The sequence below is a fragment of the Amycolatopsis sp. La24 genome (assembly GCF_029087445.1).
Taxonomy (GTDB): domain Bacteria; phylum Actinomycetota; class Actinomycetes; order Mycobacteriales; family Pseudonocardiaceae; genus Amycolatopsis; species Amycolatopsis nivea.
On the sequence record NZ_JARACH010000081.1, the window covers coordinates 22,219 to 40,282 of the forward strand.

20 protein-coding genes, 1 tRNA gene and 1 other RNA gene are annotated in these 18,064 nt (G+C 68.0%); 7 read left to right on the forward strand and 15 right to left on the reverse strand.

The annotated features are described in order from the left end of the window. Position 1 precedes the first annotated feature (1 nt). A complete protein-coding gene (gene hutH / locus PUT80_RS41830; RefSeq protein WP_037818304.1) occupies positions 2–1,528 on the reverse strand; it encodes a histidine ammonia-lyase in 1,527 nt (508 codons plus the stop codon). 170 nt (positions 1,529–1,698) lie between these two features. Here hutH and PUT80_RS41835 point away from each other — a divergent pair, with 170 nt between their 5' ends. Further along, a complete protein-coding gene (locus PUT80_RS41835) occupies positions 1,699–2,484 on the forward strand; it encodes an IclR family transcriptional regulator (RefSeq protein ID WP_037818303.1) in 786 nt (261 codons plus the stop codon). An 82-nt stretch (positions 2,485–2,566) separates the two neighbouring features. On the opposite strand, the gene PUT80_RS41840 is transcribed toward PUT80_RS41835, so the two are convergent. The 3 genes from PUT80_RS41840 to ssrA all read right to left on the reverse strand — a co-directional run bounded on the left by PUT80_RS41840 (position 2,567) and on the right by ssrA (position 5,020). Continuing rightward, on the reverse strand, positions 2,567–3,364 hold the full coding sequence (locus PUT80_RS41840; protein ID WP_275295469.1) for a hypothetical protein: 798 nt from the start codon (positions 3,362–3,364) through the stop codon (positions 2,567–2,569). Further along, entirely contained in the window at positions 3,333–4,412 is a 1,080-nt protein-coding gene (locus tag PUT80_RS41845) for a type IV toxin-antitoxin system AbiEi family antitoxin (RefSeq protein WP_275295470.1), read from the reverse strand. Before PUT80_RS41845 ends, PUT80_RS41840 begins: the two co-directional genes overlap by 32 nt. Positions 4,413–4,645: 233 nt before the next feature. Next, positions 4,646–5,020, reverse strand: a transfer-messenger RNA (tmRNA) gene (gene ssrA / locus PUT80_RS41850). A 165-nt stretch (positions 5,021–5,185) separates the two neighbouring features. On the opposite strand from ssrA, the gene PUT80_RS41855 reads away from it, so the two are divergent. Both PUT80_RS41855 and PUT80_RS41860 read left to right on the forward strand, forming a co-directional pair. Then, positions 5,186–5,878: a sensor domain-containing protein gene (locus PUT80_RS41855; RefSeq protein ID WP_037818301.1), complete on the forward strand. Its 693-nt coding sequence runs from the start codon at positions 5,186–5,188 to the stop codon at positions 5,876–5,878. Continuing rightward, the gene (locus tag PUT80_RS41860) at positions 5,875–7,008 is read left to right on the forward strand and encodes a sensor histidine kinase (RefSeq protein ID WP_037818300.1); all 1,134 of its coding nucleotides are present in this window, start codon (positions 5,875–5,877) and stop codon (positions 7,006–7,008) included. Before PUT80_RS41855 ends, PUT80_RS41860 begins: the two co-directional genes overlap by 4 nt. A 1-nt stretch (position 7,009) precedes the next feature. Here the strand turns inward: PUT80_RS41860 and PUT80_RS41865 are convergent, their stop codons facing one another. The 4 genes from PUT80_RS41865 to PUT80_RS41880 are packed head-to-tail and all read right to left on the reverse strand — an operon-like array spanning position 7,010 to position 9,979. After that, on the reverse strand, positions 7,010–7,753 hold the full coding sequence (locus PUT80_RS41865; protein ID WP_275295471.1) for an ESX secretion-associated protein EspG: 744 nt from the start codon (positions 7,751–7,753) through the stop codon (positions 7,010–7,012). A 26-nt stretch (positions 7,754–7,779) separates the two neighbouring features. Further along, positions 7,780–8,994, reverse strand: coding sequence for a hypothetical protein (locus PUT80_RS41870; RefSeq protein WP_275295472.1), 1,215 nt, complete (start codon positions 8,992–8,994; stop codon positions 7,780–7,782). A 17-nt stretch (positions 8,995–9,011) separates the two neighbouring features. Beyond that, positions 9,012–9,626 (reverse strand): DUF3558 domain-containing protein, encoded by a 615-nt coding sequence (locus PUT80_RS41875; protein WP_275295473.1) that lies wholly within the window; start codon positions 9,624–9,626, stop codon positions 9,012–9,014. An 11-nt stretch (positions 9,627–9,637) separates the two neighbouring features. After that, positions 9,638–9,979, reverse strand: a complete 342-nt coding sequence (locus PUT80_RS41880; protein WP_275295474.1) for a hypothetical protein — start codon at positions 9,977–9,979, stop codon at positions 9,638–9,640. Positions 9,980–10,216: 237 nt separating this feature from the next. Between PUT80_RS41880 and PUT80_RS41885 the strand changes: the two genes are divergently transcribed. From PUT80_RS41885 to PUT80_RS41900, 4 genes are all read left to right on the forward strand, one after another. Beyond that, a complete protein-coding gene (locus PUT80_RS41885) occupies positions 10,217–10,474 on the forward strand; it encodes a helix-turn-helix transcriptional regulator (protein ID WP_275295475.1) in 258 nt (85 codons plus the stop codon). A gap of 96 nt (positions 10,475–10,570) precedes the next feature. Then, positions 10,571–11,212 carry a response regulator transcription factor gene (locus PUT80_RS41890; protein WP_037818299.1) on the forward strand — a complete coding sequence of 214 codons (642 nt, stop codon included), beginning with the start codon at positions 10,571–10,573 and terminating at the stop codon, positions 11,210–11,212. Positions 11,213–11,291: 79 nt separating this feature from the next. Next, positions 11,292–11,510, forward strand: coding sequence for a hypothetical protein (locus tag PUT80_RS41895; protein WP_037818298.1), 219 nt, complete (start codon positions 11,292–11,294; stop codon positions 11,508–11,510). A gap of 102 nt (positions 11,511–11,612) precedes the next feature. Then, positions 11,613–12,914, forward strand: coding sequence for an acyltransferase (locus tag PUT80_RS41900; protein ID WP_275295476.1), 1,302 nt, complete (start codon positions 11,613–11,615; stop codon positions 12,912–12,914). Here PUT80_RS41900 and PUT80_RS41905 read toward each other — a convergent pair. The 7 genes from PUT80_RS41905 to PUT80_RS41935 form a co-directional block, all read right to left on the reverse strand. Next, a complete protein-coding gene (locus PUT80_RS41905; RefSeq protein WP_275295477.1) occupies positions 12,904–13,800 on the reverse strand; it encodes an amidohydrolase family protein in 897 nt (298 codons plus the stop codon). The two genes, PUT80_RS41900 and PUT80_RS41905, sit on opposite strands and share 11 nt — an antisense overlap. Next, positions 13,797–14,279 (reverse strand): SsrA-binding protein SmpB, encoded by a 483-nt coding sequence (gene smpB / locus PUT80_RS41910; RefSeq protein ID WP_037818295.1) that lies wholly within the window; start codon positions 14,277–14,279, stop codon positions 13,797–13,799. The genes PUT80_RS41905 and smpB overlap by 4 nt, the downstream gene beginning before the upstream one ends. A gap of 51 nt (positions 14,280–14,330) precedes the next feature. After that, positions 14,331–15,224, reverse strand: a complete 894-nt coding sequence (ftsX, locus tag PUT80_RS41915) for a permease-like cell division protein FtsX (RefSeq protein WP_037818294.1) — start codon at positions 15,222–15,224, stop codon at positions 14,331–14,333. 45 nt (positions 15,225–15,269) lie between these two features. Further along, positions 15,270–15,959 (reverse strand): cell division ATP-binding protein FtsE, encoded by a 690-nt coding sequence (ftsE, locus tag PUT80_RS41920; protein ID WP_009073292.1) that lies wholly within the window; start codon positions 15,957–15,959, stop codon positions 15,270–15,272. A 98-nt stretch (positions 15,960–16,057) separates the two neighbouring features. Beyond that, on the reverse strand, positions 16,058–17,161 hold the full coding sequence (prfB, locus tag PUT80_RS41925) for a peptide chain release factor 2 (RefSeq protein ID WP_037818293.1): 1,104 nt from the start codon (positions 17,159–17,161) through the stop codon (positions 16,058–16,060). Between the two features lie 64 nt (positions 17,162–17,225). Then, positions 17,226–17,726, reverse strand: coding sequence for a helix-turn-helix transcriptional regulator (locus PUT80_RS41930; RefSeq protein ID WP_043832318.1), 501 nt, complete (start codon positions 17,724–17,726; stop codon positions 17,226–17,228). 240 nt (positions 17,727–17,966) lie between these two features. Beyond that, positions 17,967–18,040, reverse strand: a tRNA-Met gene (locus PUT80_RS41935). Positions 18,041–18,064 lie beyond the last annotated feature (24 nt).

Genomic DNA, 18,064 nt, shown 5'->3' on the forward strand with positions numbered 1-18,064 from the left:
CTCAGGCCTCCAGTTCGGCCGCGGCCAGGACAGCGCCCGACCGCACGAGTTCTTCGGCGGCCGCGATCTCGGGCGCCAGGTGACGGTCGGGGCCAGGACCCTCGACCTTGGTGCGCAGCAGGTCCCGGACGCGTCCGGTGACCGGCGAGGGCTGCAGCGGCGCGCGGAAATCGAGCGCGCGGGCAGCGGTGAGCAGTTCGACGGCGAGCACGGTGGTCAGGCCATCGACCGCCTTGCGCAGCTTGCGCGCGGCGGACCAGCCCATCGACACGTGGTCCTCCTGCATCGCGCTGCTCGGGATCGAGTCGACCGAGGCGGGCACCGCGAGCCGCTTCAGCTCGCTGACCACGGCGGCCTGCGTGTACTGCGCGATCATGTGCCCGGAGTCGACGCCCGGGTCGTGCGCGAGGAACGGCGGCAGCCCGTGCGAACGCGCCTGGTCGAGCATCCGGTCGGTGCGGCGTTCGGCGATGCTCGCCACGTCCGCCACCGGCACCGCGAGGAAGTCGAGCACGTACGCGACCGGCGCGCCGTGGAAGTTGCCGTTGGACTCCACCCGGCCGTCGGCCAGCACCACCGGGTTGTCCACCGCGGACCAGAGTTCCCGCTCCGCGACCAGTTCCGCGTGCGTCAGCGTGTCCCGCGCGGCGCCGTGCACCTGCGGCGCGCACCGCAGCGAGTACGCGTCCTGCACGCGGTTGCAGTCCGGACCGCGGTGGCTCTCCACGATCTTCGACCCCTGCAACGCCGCGAACATCCGCGCCGCGCTGGTCGCCTGGCCGGGATGCGGGCGCAGCGCCTGCAGATCGGCGGCGAACGCGCGATCGGTGCCCAGCAACGCCTCGACGCTCATCGCCGCGGTGAGGTCGGCGACGTCCAGCAGCCGGTGCAGGTCGGCGGCGGCGAGCAGCAGCATGCCGAGCATGCCGTCGGTGCCGTTGGTGAGCGCGAGGCCCTCCTTCTCGGCCAGCACCAGCGGCGTGATCCCGGCCGCCCGCAACGCGTCCGCGGCGGGCTTCCGCTCGCCTGCGTGGAACACCTCGCCCTCCCCCATCAACGCGAGCGCGACCGCGGCCAGCGGCGCGAGGTCGCCGGAGCAGCCGAGCGAACCGTACTCGTGCACGACCGGCGTGATGTCCGCGTTGAGCAGCGCCGCAAGCGTTTGCGCCGTCTGCGGGCGCACCCCGGTGTAACCGCTGGCCAGCGTGCGCAGGCGCAGCAGCATCAGGGCGCGCACCACCTCCGGCTCCACCGCGGGCCCGGCGCCCGCGGCGTGCGAGCGGATCAGGCTGCGCTGCAGCGCGGTACGGCTCTCGACGGGAATGTGGCGCGTGGCGAGCGCGCCGAACCCGGTCGAGACCCCGTAGGTCGGCGACGTGGCGTCGGCGAGGTCTTCGATGTGCTGGCGGGTGGCGGCGAGGTTCTTCTCGACCGTCTCGGCGAGCCCGACGTGCGCGTGCCCACGGACGATGTCGACAACCTGCGCCGCGGTCATCGGCTTCGAGCTCAGGAGGACTGGTTCCGGCATGCCGCCATTGCACCTCCCGGCGGGCCCGCGCGACAGAGCGGAGTTCGCGGTAGTGTCTGGTATTCAAGACAACACGTGGCGAGAGCCTCGACCACCGGCGCGAAGGGACCCCTCATACTCCGTTCGGGCAGTGCGAGGGGTCCCCTCGCGCCACTTCCGGAGGAGGCCCAGTGAGCAGTTCCGACGTTCCCGCCCTGCGCAACGGCCTCTCCGTGCTGCGCCTGCTCGCCGGCCACGCGGGCCCGGTCTCGGCCGCGGCCATCGCGCGCGACCTGGAGTTGCCTCGGTCGACGACGTATCACCTGCTCAACGAACTGACCGCAGCCGGTTTCGTCACCCACCTGCCCGCCGAACGCCGCTACGGCCTCGGCATCGCCGCCTTCGAACTCGGCTCGGCCTACCTGCGCCACGACCCACTGGAGCGCTTGGCCGGACCGCTGCTGCGCAAACTCGTCGACCGCATCGGCCACACCGCACATTTGGGCGTCCTGCACGGCAACGAATCGCTGTACCTGATCAAGGAACGCCCAGCCCGCCCGGAAACCCTCGTCACCGATGTCGGCGTGCGACTGCCCGCGCACCTGACCGCATCCGGCCGCGCGATGCTGCAACACCTGCCAGCCGCACACGTCCGCGCCCTGTTCCCAGCCGCCACGTCGTTCGTCCTGCGCACTCCACGCGGCCCCAATTCGCTGGCCGCACTACGCCGCACCTTGGCGACCGAACGCCGCCTCGGCTGGTCAGTAGAAGACGGTCACGTGACAGCAGGCTTCGCCTCTGTCGCCGCCCCAGTGTTCGACCACGGCTCAAGGCCGATGGCCGCGATCAGCGTGACACTGCGCCACCTCTGCCCAGACGAGGGCCCTTGCGAAGAGACCTTCCCCGACCTAGCCGAAGCCGTCGCCGCGACAGCCGCAACGCTAACCACACACATCGGCGGCACCCGCCCAGCCTGAGATCCGAGTTCCCCTCGCACGGTAACCGGTGGCACAGAAGGCTTCCCGCGATGCTGGGGCCAGTGCCGAACACCCATTCCGCCTAGGCAACCGCTTCCTTGATGCCGTCGGCCAACGCGGAAATAGGGTCCGGTGCCCGAACGAGTCGAACATCGTTGGCCAACCGGCCCAGCACGTCGTCATCGCCGACGATGTCGAGCAATACCTCGACCCCTTCGGCATCTAGCAGACCAGGCAAGTGCGTTCCCAAAAGCCAGGCTCCCGCGAGAGCGGGGTCGTAGTCCTGCCGTTCGAGGGCTTTGTTTTCCTCTTCATAGAGCCGTTCCAGATATGGCCCCGACGAGTACCAGCCGATCATCGTCCCGAGGTCGATGGCGTCGCGGGTGGTCTCGAAGCGACGATCCCACCAGGTCAGGAGCTTGAGCAAGGCCAACGCGGGCACTGCGGGAATCTTGACGACGAGCCCGCCGGGCAGCAGCACCTGCTCGGCCGACGCAACGGCTTCGCTCAGCCCCCGGACGTTCATCCGATGGTCGTCGGGCCAGAGTATGGTCCGGCCTTCCTCCTCGATGCCGCCGTAGGGCACCACGTCGACTTCGACGCCCTCTACCAGAAAAGAATGGACGCTCCTGCCACGCCGTTTCAGCCTGGCCGCAAATCGTTCGAAATCGTCCCAGTTGCCCATCGCAGCGGCGATGTCGATGTCCCGGGTGGCCCGTTCAGGCGGGCTGCCGACCAGTCCGACCGACAAGATCGTGCGTGCCGTTGCCCCGACCACGAGATAATCGACTTTCACCGCCTTGGCGACGGCGTCCACCCGAGTCAGTACTTTCGCGGCGAGATGAAGATCAGGTTCGGTCGATGCGCTTAAGTCGATCATCACTGCTCCGAATACGGTCTGCGTGCTCGCGCTGGCGCGGATCTCCGGAGGCAAGCATGTCGGCGTAGATCAGGGGAGAGGGCACGATCCAGGACTCCGACCACGGCTGGGGCGCGGGCTCCTTCCAGAACCGGGTCCGGATGTGCACGTTGCCGTCTTTTTCCGCCCGGGCCATGCGATGCTGACCGATGAGCCGGACAGGCAAGCTTTCGACGTAAAGCGTGAGTGAGGCGGGCCGCAAATGCGGATCGAGGAGGCTGGCCCCCGCTTCCCCGCCTACTTGGGCTTGCAGGGAAAAAAAGGCTTCCTGCGAATTCCGCCACCACGAAAGGTCTGCCGCCTCGAATTCGCCGAGGGCCAGCGCAGGTTCCAGAGTGATCGTGTACGCCTCCGACCACCGGTCAAGCAGTTCGGCTCCGCGGGCAAGCCGTCTCTTGTCTCCTGCCTGGTACAAGTAACCAGCATTAGTGAGTTCGTCGATGACCGTCTTGACCGTACCGAGCGACACGCCGCTCAGCGCAGCCAGCAAACGGTAGGAAAAGCCAGTCACCTCCGGCCAGCTGAGCAGGACGAACAGAACCTGAAGGCCAGCTCGGCCAAAGGCTCCCGCGCCTCGCATCGAGGCTCGCCCTGCAGGCGCGGCAGGCTTGCGGCGGCCTCGCACGTCGATCAGAACGTCATCCCACGCGAGGTGGGCATTGCCCGCAGTGTCCACGTAGTCGATCCCCCGGGCACGCAGCCGTTCGGCGACCGGATCACCGAGGTGCGCGGTGAACAACAGCGGCGGAAGCGCCGACGGGAAATGGACCGCCGTGGCCAGCTCCGCGGTCATCCGCCGCTTGATCTCGACCCCGTATGTCCGGACGGCACCAGATTCCGTGGTGAGCCGCACGACGGCATCCATCTGATGTCCGCGCGGGCCATCGGGAGCCGATGCCTCGGCGTCGAGCACCTCGACCCGCAAGCCAAGTTCCTCGAGCCTGGCTCGCACCTCAGCAGGCCAGCCCATCGCGTTCAGCAAACCCGCATGTTCATCTGAACTGAACATGCTCATATTTTGAACACAACCAACCCTCCCCCGCAACCCACGCGCCCAACCCACCCAACGCACCCAGCCCCCGCAACGCACGGAACGCACCCAGCCCACGCAACGCAACCACCACGATGGGGGTCCAGGGGGCGCAGCCCCTTGGCGGGGGTTTGGGGGTCCGACCCCCAAAGGCAAGGACGAAGAAGAGCCCTGGCCAACGCGCAAGCGTTGGCAGGGCTCTCCCGCGAATCGAGTGGAGGTGCCGGGAATTGAACCCGGGTCCTCTAGCGCCTCCTCAAGGCTTCTCCGTGCGCAGTCCGCTATGTCTCTGCTTGGCCCCTTCAGTCACGCGAACAAGCTGAAGTGACGAGCCCAGCCACTGTTTGCTTCCCTACCGGGCCCCGTGGCCGGGACCGGCGGTAAGCCTCCTAGCTGATGTCGGCGACCGGGTCGGAGGCGACCCCGGGCCGACAGACTTGCTCTACTGCGATCAGGCAGCGAGAGCGAAGTCGCGCTGGCTATTGGCCTTGGCGCTTATTAGGTTGCGATGACGCTTACGGTGGTCTCTCGCCTGCACCGGCACGCTTCCCTTGATTCAACGTCCAGAGTCGAAACCGTTCACCCCCTTGTAGGTGCTTGTAACCTCACCATCATAACCCGCCCGGCAACCCGATAATTCCGGCACGGGGTAGGGCTGTCCCCACCTCGAAGATGCCCGCTCGCCCCCTGGTTGCCCGGTGCCGGCCCGGCCATGCTGAGCAGGTCAGTTTCCGCAGTGAGGGAGCCCCGCCATGGTCACCGTGCCCGCCGGTCGCAGTTTTGGGCGCCGCACTCCGCCGTTGGGCGGGGCGCTGGCGTATCTCCTGCTCAACCTGCCTATCGGGATCCTCTCGTTCACGCTGATCGTGACGCTGGGGTCGGCCGGGCTGGGGACGATCGTCGTGTGGCTCGGCGTTCCGCTGCTCGCGCTGCTGGTCCTGTTCGCGCGGACCGCGGGGCGGGTCGAGCGGGGGCGGGTGTTCGCGCTGCTCGACGTGTACATCGACGATCCGTATCTGCCGTTGCCGCCGTCGGGGCAGAAGCAGCGCTGGCTGACCCGGCTGAAGGACCCGGCGACCTGGCGCGACCTGTCCTACCTCTTCCTGCTCTTCCCGCTCGGCCTGGTGGAGTTCGTGCTGGTCGTGACGGTGTGGGCGGTCAGTCTCGGCCTGGTCGCACTGCCGATCTACTACCGCTTCCTTCCGGACGGGGTCTACGCCTTCCCGAGCTACGATGTGCAGTGGTTCGTCGTCGACTCGACGGTGGCCGCGCTGCCTTGGGCGGCGCTGGGGGTGCTGTTCGCCGCGATCGCCGTGGCCCTCACCAAGGGGCTCGCGGCCCTGCACGCCGCGTTCGCAGCCGGGTTCCTGCGGCCCACGGTCGCCCAGCGGCGGCGCATGGAGCGCTCCTGGAACGAGATCGACGGGATCACGGTGGCCGGATGACTGCGCAAGACCCGCCTCCGGAGCACCCTCGTCCGCATCCGGCTCGCACGATCGGGTACATGATCCCGACGTTCGTGCTGCGCCTGCTGCAGTTCATCCTGATCGTGGTCGGCGCGACCGTCGGCACGGCGACGCTGATCATCTGGGTCGGCTTCCCGATCCTGCTGGCCGTCACCGGCTTCATCCGCTGGTCCGGCGACCTCGAACGGCGCTGGGCCCGCCGGATGCTCGGCACCCCGCTGGGCCCGGTCGAGCGGCTGCCGCTGGAAGGGCAGCCGATGACCCGCCGCTGGCTCACCCGGCTGTCCGACCCGACGACCTGGCGCGACCTGGCTTATCTCCTGGCCGCGTTCCCGCTGTCGATCGTCGAGCTGCCGATCGCGCTCGCGTCGATCGTGCTGCTGCCGATGGCGATCTGGGTGACGCCGTGGCTGGGCTGGCTGCACGGCAACCTGGCGCTGTCGCTGCTGGGCCCGAACCGCACGAAGAAGCTCGAAAAGAAAGCCGAGCACCTGCAGGCGTCGCGAGCTCGGGGCGTGGACGCCGCGGAGGCCGAACGCCGCAGGATCGAGCGCGACCTGCACGACGGCGCTCAGCAGCGGCTCGTGGCGGTCGCGATGAGCCTCGGCCGGGCGAAGTCGAAGTTCGACAACGACCCGAACGCGGTGCGCGACCTGATCGACGAGGCGCATTCGGACGCCAAGCTCGCCGTTTCCGAACTGCGCGACCTCGCCCGCGGCATCTACCCCGCCGTGCTGGGCGACCGCGGTCTCGACGCGGCTTTGTCCGCGCAGGCCGCGAAGTCGCCGATCCCGGTGGACGTGCATGTCGACGTCGAGCCCCGCCCGCCGGCCGCGGTCGAGACCACCGCGTACTTCATCGTCGGCGAGACCCTCACCAACATCGCCAAGCACTCCGGCGCGACCGAGGCGATGGTGAAGGTGTGGCGCTCGGACACGCACGTCATCACCGAAATCACCGACAACGGCCATGGCGGCGCCGAGGTACGCCCCGGCGGCGGGCTCGCCGGACTGGCCGACCGAGCGGCAACCATCGACGGGGTGATCACCGTTGTGAGCCCGGTCGGCGGGCCGACGGTCATCAGGGCGGACCTGCCGTGTCAGTGGTAAGTCACCCGTCGAGGCTGGCGCGAAGCGCGGCCACTCGCTGAACGAGCATCTGCCCTTCCCCCGCCATGACCGTGATGTACCGGTTCCGTTCGGACCCGGAGACCTCGAACGCGACCCGGCCGTCGCTGAGGTCGCGGTAGGTCAGAACGCCGTCAGCGACCCGCCTGTTCCGCCCTGTGTCGCGAACCGACACATTGATCTCGCCACGCCCAAAAGCAGGCCGGGTGAGCAGTTCGTCGACGGTCCGCGCGGCGCGGCTGCGCTCGTCCGGGAAGTCGCTGTCGTCGCCGCGGAATTCGTGTTGCGACAGAGAAATCAAGGCGAGTTTCGCCGGGCGGAAAGTCGGCAGACGCGCCACGAGAGCGGCGGCTGGCGACTCTCGGCTGTCCGAGGCCTTCACCAGCACCCGCGCCCCGTCATGGACCGCAGTCACCACGCCCCGCCCACGAGCCCCCACGAAGACGCTGTACTGCTCGCCCTGGTTGTCGACGCGTGCCACATACTCCGTTTCGGGCCGCGCGAGCGTGTACAGCGCGTCCTCGAACGCGTCAGACACGCGGCCACGGTCGAGAAGTCCCAGCCGGTGCAACTCGTCGCGAGCTTCATCGGCCAGCTCGCCCGCCAACGACTCCGGCACGTGCATCGCGCCGAAGCCGAACAACGGGTGCGGGTCATTCAGCTTGACTTCACGAAATGAATACTGCAGAGCACTCAGTGTAATTTCAGTTGTGCGCGCGAACAGCACCGTCGTCCCTCCCCTGAACTGATGCGCTATCGCTGCGGACGATCACCGATGACCGGCGGGACCGGCTTCACCTCGTTGCCGCCGAACACTCCGTCCGGATCGGCTTCCCGCAGGTAGGGCGCGGCCTTCTTTTCCTTGTCCTCTTCGCCTTTCCCGCCTTTTCCGCCTAAGGGACCGGCCATCGAGGCCGCGTTCTTCCCGGACGAGCCCGGAGCCCCGGCCGCACCGCCGCGCCCGGGTGCCGATTCACCCGGCGTCCGGGCACCGGTACGACCGCCCGCGCCCGGTTCGCTGTCGACGCCCGCGCCGCCCGGCGAATAGCCGAGCGGGCCGAACGCGCCGCCGTGGCCGCCGGCCCCGTCTCCTTGCCCGAGACTGATCGGACTCGGCGACGGAACCGGCTGGAAGCGCGGCGGGACCGGCGGCCACGACTGCTTCTTGACACTCTCGTCGTCGCGTTCGGACGGGACCCGCCAACCGGGCGGCAGCTGTACTGGCAGCGGCTGTACAGGCGGCTGGCCGCCGGGACGACGGACCGGACCTGGCGTCGGGACCGGACCCGGCGTCGGCGACGGCGACGGGGCAGGAGCCGGACTGGGCGCCGGGCTCGGATCCGGACCGCGCTCAACCGGCCCAGGCCCGGACGACGGCGGACGGTGCGACCCGCTGCCCTGGCCGCCAGTACGCGACGAGCCGGGCCGGGCCGGATCTTCGGCACTGGCCAGGGTGATCTGCGCCCCGCTGTCCCGCAATTCCGCGTACTTCGCGGGCACCCGGCCGTTATTCGATCCGCTGGTCGCGCTGTATCCGCTGAAAACCTGCACATTGTGCTGCGAATCCGCTTGCCATTGCGTAACCCGGTCGGTGTACTTCTGCCCGTCCCCGTGCAGAAGGGCGACGACGTCCTCGTCGGTCAATCCCGGTTCCTGCGCGGCCACCGGTTTCACGCTGTTCTTGGCATTCTGGAAAGCCGACATCTGCTCGTGGGCGACGACCTGGACCGCGCCCAACCGTGCCGAGTCTTCCGCGGCGGTCTCGAGCAGCGGGGTGCACGAATTCGCCGCGGCCTCGTTCGCGGCCTCGCCTTGCCACGCTTCGCGCTGGAAGGCGGCCAGCGTCCCGGCCCGCGTGGCCAGGTCGAGGAGATGATCGCTCAGCTGGGAAGCAGCTCGCTGGGTATCGCCCAGCGACCCGGCTCCGGCTCCGCCGGTCAGCTCGCGGTAGATCTCGGCAGCGCTCATGCACCGCTCCGGCTGCATCATCGCCCTCCCTTGAGATTGCCGACCACGGCGACGGCTACGGCATGAACGGAATCGCAGGGATCTTTCTTCTCCTTGCGCGAGTCCGGCTGTTCGACGAAAAGCTCGATCGTCTGGTCGTCTCGCACGCCCAAAGACGCCCGGCATTGGCCGAAGGTGCGCTTTTCCGCGGTATCGGTGGCGACCAGCGGATATCCGTCGACCGCGGGGAGCGGCTGGAAGAACTTGTAAAGACTTCCCTTGGCCGCGTAAACGGAGGTCAACCCGCGTTTGTCGACGCCGTTGACAATGACGCTGATGCTGGCGTGCTCGTACTGGTAGCCGCCGAACCAGCTGCAGGAAGGCCCTCCCCCCGCGTTCTCGGACTTGGGCGCGACCGGACCGCCGAGGAAGCCCTTGATCTGTTCAGCGGTAAGCACCGTGCACGGGTCCTGCGAGGCTTTGGCGGTGTCGATCGGATCCTGCACCTTCGGCACTCCCGGCCCGGGCAGCTGAGCATCAGCAGCGGTGCTGGTCGGCACCGGCGAATCGCTGTTCGACGCGATCGGTGTTGCCTGGCCTCCGGTGCCCCCGGAGCACCCTGCCAGGGCGAACAACGTCACCGCCGACAGCATTGCGACGCGCCTCACAGCGTGCCCCCGACCTTCTTCACGTCGTGCGCTTGCTCAGCTTCGACCGTCTGGTACTTGCCGGTGGCCGCTCTGAATTTGGCTGCCTGCTGACGGCAGTACTGCGCCCGATCCTGGAGCGACGTGACCAGGACGCCGCCTGAGTTCCGAAAGGTCTCCGCGTTGTTTCCGCTCGCGTAGTCCAGAGCCGGTGCCAGCATCTGAGCGATAACTCGTGCGTTACCGACAGCTGTCGTGAACTCGTTTGCCAGCTTCTCGAACTCGTCCGCTACACGGTCCAGTCCCGCCGCGTCCAGCGAGTAGCTGCCCGCGCCCGCTGCTCCGCGATTGTCAGTCACTCTTACGCCCTCCCTGCGCAGAACAACTCCGGCCGACCGTCGCTCACCCGTCCGGACTACCGAAGCCACCGGGCGAATCCCGGCTCGTCTTTGTGGTCGACCGCGCCGGATGCTGACTGGATTGCCGGGGCACCGATATCCGTCTCCTGAGCGACCTCTGTCGGCACTTGCAGACAATTTATAGCAGGTCTTTTTCATAGGGTGTCACATATCGGACCTTGCTTAGAGCATGATCCGGTGCACTGGGACGAGGCTGCGGCGCAGAAGTTCGGTCGCACGTTGCGTCGCTTGCGCGAGGAGCGCCAAATGTCCCAGGAGGCTCTCGCCTTCCAAGCCGGAGTCACCAAGAACCAGGTCCAGCTGATCGAGTCGGGCCGGGCATCCGGGCGCAAGGACGCTGCCGGCCCGTCGAATCCGCGCATGTCGACGCTCGTCGGTCTCGCCGCGGTGCTCAACGTGTCGGTCTCGGACATGCTCGAATCCGCCGACCTCTGACCCGTTCGGCGGTAAAGTCGACCTGCTGCGCCCAAGATTGCCCACTCGTGAGTGAATAGGCCCGCGAGCCGTTCACTCATCGACCTGGGGGCCTTGATGCGAGTAGTGATCGCGGAAGACGCCGTGTTGCTTCGGGCCGGGGTCACCCGGTTGCTCGCCGACGAGGGCATTGAGACCGTCGCCGCGGTCGACAATGGCGACGATCTGCTCGGCGCGATCACCGAACACCGTCCTGACCTGGCGATTGTCGACGTCCGGATGCCGCCGACGTTCACCGACGAGGGCTTGCGCGCGGCGTTGGCGGCTCGCAAGGAGATCGCCGGCCTGCCGGTGCTCGTGCTGTCCCAGTACGTCGAGGAAAGCTACGCGGTCGAGCTGCTGTCCGGTGGTGCCGGAGGCGTCGGTTACCTGCTGAAAGAGCGCGTCGCCGACGTGGACGAGTTCCTGGACGCGGTCCGTCGCGTCGCGGACGGCGGCACCGCCATCGACCCCGACGTCATCGCCCAATTGATGGCTCGCGGCCGCCGCAACCCGCTCGATGCGCTCACCGCGCGTGAGTCCGAGGTGCTCGGCCTGATGGCGCAGGGACTGTCGAACAACGCCATCGCGAACTCGCTGGTCGTGTCGCACGGAGCGGTCGAAAAGCACATCGGCAACATCTTCTCGAAGCTCGGTCTCGAGGCCAGTTCCGAGGAACATCGCCGGGTTCGCGCGGTGCTGACCTACCTCGGCCGCTGAAACCCCTCACTCGAACTGACGGCAGCCCCGACGGCGGTCCCTCGCCTACCATGGACTGATGCCGAGCGAGGAGAACCCGATGTCCGACCGCAGCGTCCGCTTCTTCGGCGGCCCGCTCGACGGCCGGGTGCAGGAACTCGCCGACGAGGAACCGGTTCCGGGCACCGTCGTGCGGCACATCCACCTGCACGGCGGCCCGAAAATCGAGACGCGGTACGAACTCGGCCTCACCGAGGACGGCTGGGCGTACCGGGTGCAGGCGCACGAATCCGAACCGGAGCCGGACACCCTGTCCTAGCCCGGTAGGGCAAACCCCACCTTTCGCCTGCTGCTGACCCAACCCCGTTTTCGGTGGTCTGCACCGCTGTTTCGGAGCCCGGAAACCGACAGGCTCTTCAGCATGACGACGAGCCAGCTGCAGACCCGCGGCACGAGGGCGACCCGGGACAAATTTCTCGACGTGGTACGCGCCGGAGCGATCCTCGCGGTGGTCGCGCAGCACTGGACGATGCCGGTGCTTTCCTTCTCCGGCAACACTCTCGCCACCGGAAACGCCCTCGCGACGCCCGGCTGGTGGATCATCACCTGGGCCTCGCAGGTCATGCCCCTCGTCTTCTTCGCAGGCGGTGCGGCGAACCTGATCTCGTTGCGCCGCGCGGAATCCACCCGCGCCTGGTTCGCCGGACGCGTTCGCCGGCTGCTCGTTCCGGTGCTGCCGCTGATGGCGGTGTGGCTCGTCGTGCCGGATCTGTTGCGCGGCATGGGAGTTCCGCCGCAACCGGTCCAGGTGGCCAGCGCGATCGCCGCGCAACTGCTCTGGTTCCTCTCGGTCTACCTGCTCACCGTGCTGCTCACGCCGCTGATGGTCGCCGCGCACCGCCGCTGGGGTCTCGCGGTTCCGGCGGTACTGGCCGGACTGGGCGTTCTCGTTGACGTGGCACGGTTCTCCGACCTCGGGATGATCGGATACGCCAACGCCGTCATCGTCTGGGTCGCCGTGCACCAGCTCGGCTTCCACTACGTCGAAGGCCGCCTCGGCTCGCTCAGCCGCCGTGCCGCGCTCGCCGTTTCCGCCGCCGGTTTCGGGGTGACGGCGCTGCTGGTCGCCTTCGGTCCGTACCCGGCGAGCATGATCGGCATGCCGGGCGCGCCGGTGTCCAACATGAGCCCGCCCACCGTCCTGCTGCTGTTCCTCGCGCTCGGCCAGATCGGGTTCCTGCTGGCGTTCCGCGAGAAGCTCGTCTCGCTCCCCCGCGTCACCGCTGCGCTCAGCTGGCTCAGCCCGCGGTTCATGTCGGTCTATCTCTGGCACATGCCGGCGCTGGTCGTGGTTTCCGGCGTGACCGTCCTCGGTCTCGGCTACTCGACGCCGACCCCGGGTTCGTCGATGTGGTTCCTGATGGCGCCCGCCTGGATCGCCGTGTGCGGCGCGGTGCTGCTGGGTCTGCTGCGCCTGTTCGAGCGCTTCGAAACGCAGCCGGACGGCCTGGTCGTGACCGCTCGGACGCCGCAGCTGGTGCTGGCGGGATTGCTCGCCTCCGGCGGTCTCCTGGGACTCGCCGCGCACGGGTTCGCCCCGCTCAACGACAACCTGCTGACCGGTCCGCTGCCCTGGGTGGCGCTGGTCGCGGCCGGATACGCACTGGCCGGGCGTCAGGTGTCGATGACGCGCAGCCGAGCCCTCGTGGCGGTCAAACGCTGAGGAGCTTCGCGGGGGTGTCGTGCAGCACCGCCCGCAGGAACGGCTCGCCAAGGCGATCGTCGGCTGCCCAGCCGGCGATCGCCTGCAGCTGTGTGGCGTAGGAGTACGGGATGTTCGGGAAGTCGGTGCCGAGGACGACGCGGTCGGCCACCTCCGCCAACCGGACCGTCCAGTCCGGCGGCAGCGGCGACATCGCCTCCGCGAACGGCACGCCGACCATGGTGGTGTCGAGGTGCACTCGCGGGTAGCGCGCCAGCAGCTCGAACGCGGTGGCGAACTGCGGCATCGCCGCGTGCGCGAGGACGGCGGTGAGCCGCGGATGCCGTTGCAGGACTTCCTCGAACACCTCGAGCCCGGTGAAATCGCCGCGCAACGGTCCGTGTCCACAGTGGATCACAACCGGCACGCCCGCTTCGGTGAGCGAGCCCCACACCGGGTCGAGCAGCTCGTCCCGCGGGTCGTACGCCCCGACCTGCACGTGCGCCTTGAAACACCGGGCTCCGGCGCGCAACGCATTGTCCACATAGGACGCCGCACTCGGCTCCGGGTAGAACGTGCCGGTGGGCACCGCTTCCGGCACCTGTTCGGCGAACTCCAGCACCCAGGAGGTGAGCCACTCCGCCATGCCCGGCTTGTGTGGGTACACCAGCGGCGCGAAGGCTTTCACGCCCAGCGCGCGCAACGTGTCGATCCGCTCCGCCTCCGGCGTGCGGTAGTGGATCGGCCACGGTGTGCCGTAGTGCTGCTCGGCGCGGTCGAAATACGCCCACACCTTGTCCAGCACGGGCTTCGGCAGGAAGTGGACGTGCAGGTCGACGATTCCGTCGAGGCCGAGCCCGGCGATCCAGCCCGGGACGTCGGCGTCGGTGGCCGGACCCGCCGTCACTCCGTGAACCGGCCCTTCAACGCCCGCCCCATCGCACGGCTGATGTCCTTCTGCGCGTCGCGTTTGGCGAGCGACTGCCGCTTGTCGTAGGCCTTCTTGCCCTTGGCCAGCGCGATCTCGACCTTGACCTTGCCGTCCTTGAAGTACATCGACAGCGGCACGAGCGACAGACCGCTTTCCTTGGTCTTGCCGATGAGCCGTTCGATCTCGCGCCGGTGCAGCAGCAGCTTCCGCGTGCGCCGCGGCATGTGGTTGGTCCAGGTGCCCTGGGTGTACTCGGGGATGTGGACGTTGCGCAGCCACACCTCGCCGTCGTCCACCGTCGCGAACGCGTCCACAAGGGAGGCTTTGCCTGCGCGCAGGCTCTTCACCTCGGTGCCCTGCAGCACCATCCCGGCCTCATAGGTGTCCAGGATGGAGTAGTCGTGCCGAGCCTTGCGGTTCGACGCGATGACCTTCTGTCCACGTTCCTTGGGCATACCGACCACTTTACGTGATGTGTCCGACGGCGAGCAGCGGATTTCTTTCCGCTAGTGCCGCACGTACAGGCGCAGCGTGACGTACCCGGTGATCGCCGAGATCACGATCGACACCGCGAGCAGGATCGGCGCGACCGGGAACAGCACCTCGAGCGTGGTGATCTGCGGGAACACTTCGCCGGTGAAGACCGTGTCGAGGAAGGACAGCTTCGTCAGAAGCAGGAACACCACCCCGAGCACGGCGCCGACCGTGCCGGCGACCACCGCCTCCAGGAGGAACGGCAGCTGGGTATACCACCGCGTCGCGCCCACCAGGCGCATGATGCCGACTTCCGTCCGCCTCGTGAACGCCGAAACCTGAATAGTGTTCGCGATCAGCAGCAAGGCGGCGACGGCCATGATGAGCGCCATCACGAACGCGATGTTCCGGACGCCGTTGAAGACGTTGAACACCCGGTCGAGGAACTTCTTCTGGTCGTCGACCTTCTTGACGCCGGGCTGGCCGGTGTACTGCTTGATGATCGCGTCGGACCGGTCCGGGTCCTTCAGCTTCACCTGCAGCGACGCGGGCAGCGCCTCGGGGCCGGTCAGCTCGAGCAGTTCGGGCTGGCTCGCGAAGATCTTCTTGAACCGGTCGTAGGCCTGGTCGCGGTTCTCGTACACGACCGATTCGACGCCGGGGTTGTTCTGCAGCGACTGGCGGAGCCCGGTGCAGAGCGCCTGCGTGCAGTTCTTGTCGTTCGCGCTCACGTCGTCGACCAGCGTGACCGAAACTTCGACTTCGGCGAGGAAGTTCGCCTTCATCTTGTCGATCGTGCGCACGGCGAGCAGACCGCCGCCGAGCATGGCGAGCGAGACCGCGGTGGTGAGGATCATCGCGATGGTCATCGTGACGTTCCGGCGCAAACCGGTGACGACCTCGCTGAAGACGAAACTGGCACGCATCGCTCTCGTAATTCCTTGGGTCGGGGCGGAAAAGGGCGGGGTGCGTCAGCGGCCGATGCCGTAGACGCCGCGGGCGTCGTCGCGGATCACGCGACCGAGCTGCAGCTCGACGACCCGCCGCCGCATCGAGTCCACGATGGAATGGTCGTGCGTGGCCATCAGCACCGTGGTGCCGGTGCGGTTGATCCGCTCCAGCAGCAGCATGATGTCCTGGCTGGTGTCCGGGTCGAGGTTCCCGGTCGGCTCGTCGGCGAGCAGCACGAGCGGCCGGTTCACGAACGCGCGGGCGATCGCGACGCGCTGCTGCTCGCCGCCGGAGAGCTCGTTGGGCAGCCGGTCGGCTTTGCCGTCGAGACCGACGAGTTCGAGCACCTCGGGCACGACCTTGCGGATCGTGGGCCGCGGTTTCCCGATGACCTCGAGGGCGAACGCGACGTTTTCCGCGACGGTTTTGTTGGCCAGCAGCCGGAAGTCCTGGAACACGCAGCCGATGGTCTGGCGCAGGCGGGGGACCCTGCGCCGGGCGAGCTTGGCGACGTCGAAGTTCGACACCATGACCCGGCCCTTGGAAGGCACCTCTTCGCGCAGCAGCAGCCGCAGGAACGTCGACTTCCCGGAACCGGACGGGCCGATGAGGAAGACGAACTCACCCTTGTCGATCTCGACCGACACCCGTTCGAGGGCGGGACGGGTCGAGGTCTTGTAGACCTTGGAAACCTCTTCGAGCCGGATCACGGTTCGGCATCCTACCCATGGGCCCCGTTAAGCCCGGGTTGCCGGTGCCTTGGGTGACCCGCGCCTCGTCCCGGCGCGGGTCGCCGCGGCGACCCGGATCAGGCCGCGTTCGCCTGCTTGCGCCAGCGGATCCCGGCCTCGAGGAAGCCGTCGATGTCGCCGTCGAGGACCGCGGTGGGGTTGCCGACCTCGAATTCGGTGCGCAGGTCCTTCACCATCTGGTACGGGTGCAGCACGTAGGAGCGCATCTGGTTGCCCCAGCTGGAGCCGCCGTCCTTGAGCGCGTCCATTTCGGCCCGTTCCTCCTCCTTTTTGCGCTGCAGCAGGCGCGCCTGGAGGACCTTCATCGCGGCCGCCTTGTTCTGCAGCTGCGATTTCTCGTTCTGGCAGGAGACGACGATGCCGGTCGGGATGTGGGTGAGGCGGACCGCGGAGTCGGTCGTGTTGACGCTCTGCCCGCCGGGGCCGGACGACCGGTACACGTCGACGCGGATGTCCTTTTCCGGGATGTCGACGTGGTCGACTTCCTCGACCTCGGGCAGGACCTCGACGTGCGCGAAGGACGTCTGCCGGCGGCTCTGGTTGTCGAACGGCGAGATCCGCACGAGGCGGTGGGTGCCCTGTTCGACCGAGAGGGTGCCGTAGACGTACGGGGCGCTCACCTTGAAGGTGGCGGACTTGATGCCCGCTTCTTCGGCGTAGGAGATGTCGAAGACGTCCGTGGGGTAGCCGTGCCGCTCGGCCCAGCGCAGGTACATCCGGAGCAGCATTTCGGCGAAGTCGGCCGCGTCGACGCCGCCCGCTTCGGAGCGGATGTTGACGACGGCGTTGCGGGCGTCGTATTCGCCGGACAGCAGGGTGCGGACCTCGAGCGCGTCGATGTCCTTGGCGAGGTCGGCGAGGTCGCCCTCGGCCTCGGTCATGCTGCCGGTGTCGCCTTCGTCGGCGGCGAGCTCGTAGAGGACGCCGAGGTCGTCGAGGCGCTGCCGCAGTTCGGAGACGCGGCGCAGCTCGGCCTGCCGGTGGGACAGCTGGCTGGTGACCTGCTGGGCTTCCTCGACGTTGTCCCAGAGGGTCGGGCTGGACGCCTGTTCCTCGAGTTCGGCGACCTGCGCGCGCAGCGCTTCGAGGTCCATCACCGACTCGATCTGCGTCAGCTTGCCGGTCAGGTCCTTCAGTGCCGCATCGAACTCATCGCTCACGTCGGACAAGGTTACGGCAAAACCCACGACCGGTCGCGAACCGGTCGTGGGGCCGGGGCGGCGCTCAGGCCTGCGGGATCGAGTCGAGCAGCTTCAGGGCGGCCTTGGCCTGCGCCTGGGCGAACTCGGCGACTGCCTTGGCGTAGGGGCCGTCGGCGGTCTTGGCGGCGTTCTTGGCCTCTTCGAGCTGGGCCTGGTAGGTGGTGCGGGCGCTGTCGAGCAGGGCGCCGCGCTGCTTGGCCGTCAGGGAGCCGGCGTGCACGAGCCGCAGGATGAGCGGGCTGCGCAGGTGGTCGGGTCCGGCCTCGGACGTGAGCCACGTCTTGAAGGCCTTCTTGCCCGCCGCGGTGAGCACGTACTGCTGGCTCGAGCGGGGCCCTTGCTTGCCGAGCCGGACGAGACCCTCTTTCGAGAGCGCCGGGAGCTCGCGGTAGACCTGGCTGCGGGTGACACTGAAGAAGGCGCCGAAGCGCTCGTCGGCGCCCGACACGAGCTGCCCGCCGGTGGCGGGACCGTCGTGGAGCAGACCGAGCAGAGCGGCGGCGGTTGCATTCAATTCGGACACCCCTCTACGGTCCCACTTATCCGCCGCTGTGTCCACAGTGGTCACCAATCAGTCCATTGTGGCCAGCGGCAACCCCTCTAACAGCCCAGTCCGCAGGTATGTCCACAATAGACTCTGCCACTCTGAGCAACCACCGCCGAAACGATCACCGCGCCGCAACCACCACCCGAGCGACGGCCAAATGGCGCACAAAAAAGCCGGGGCCCGTGCATCCGCACGAGCCCCGGCTTTCGTTCCACGTAGCGGGGACAGGATTTGAACCTGCGACCTCTGGGTTATGAGCCCAGCGAGCTACCGAGCTGCTCCACCCCGCGTCGTAGGACCTACCTTACGCCCTG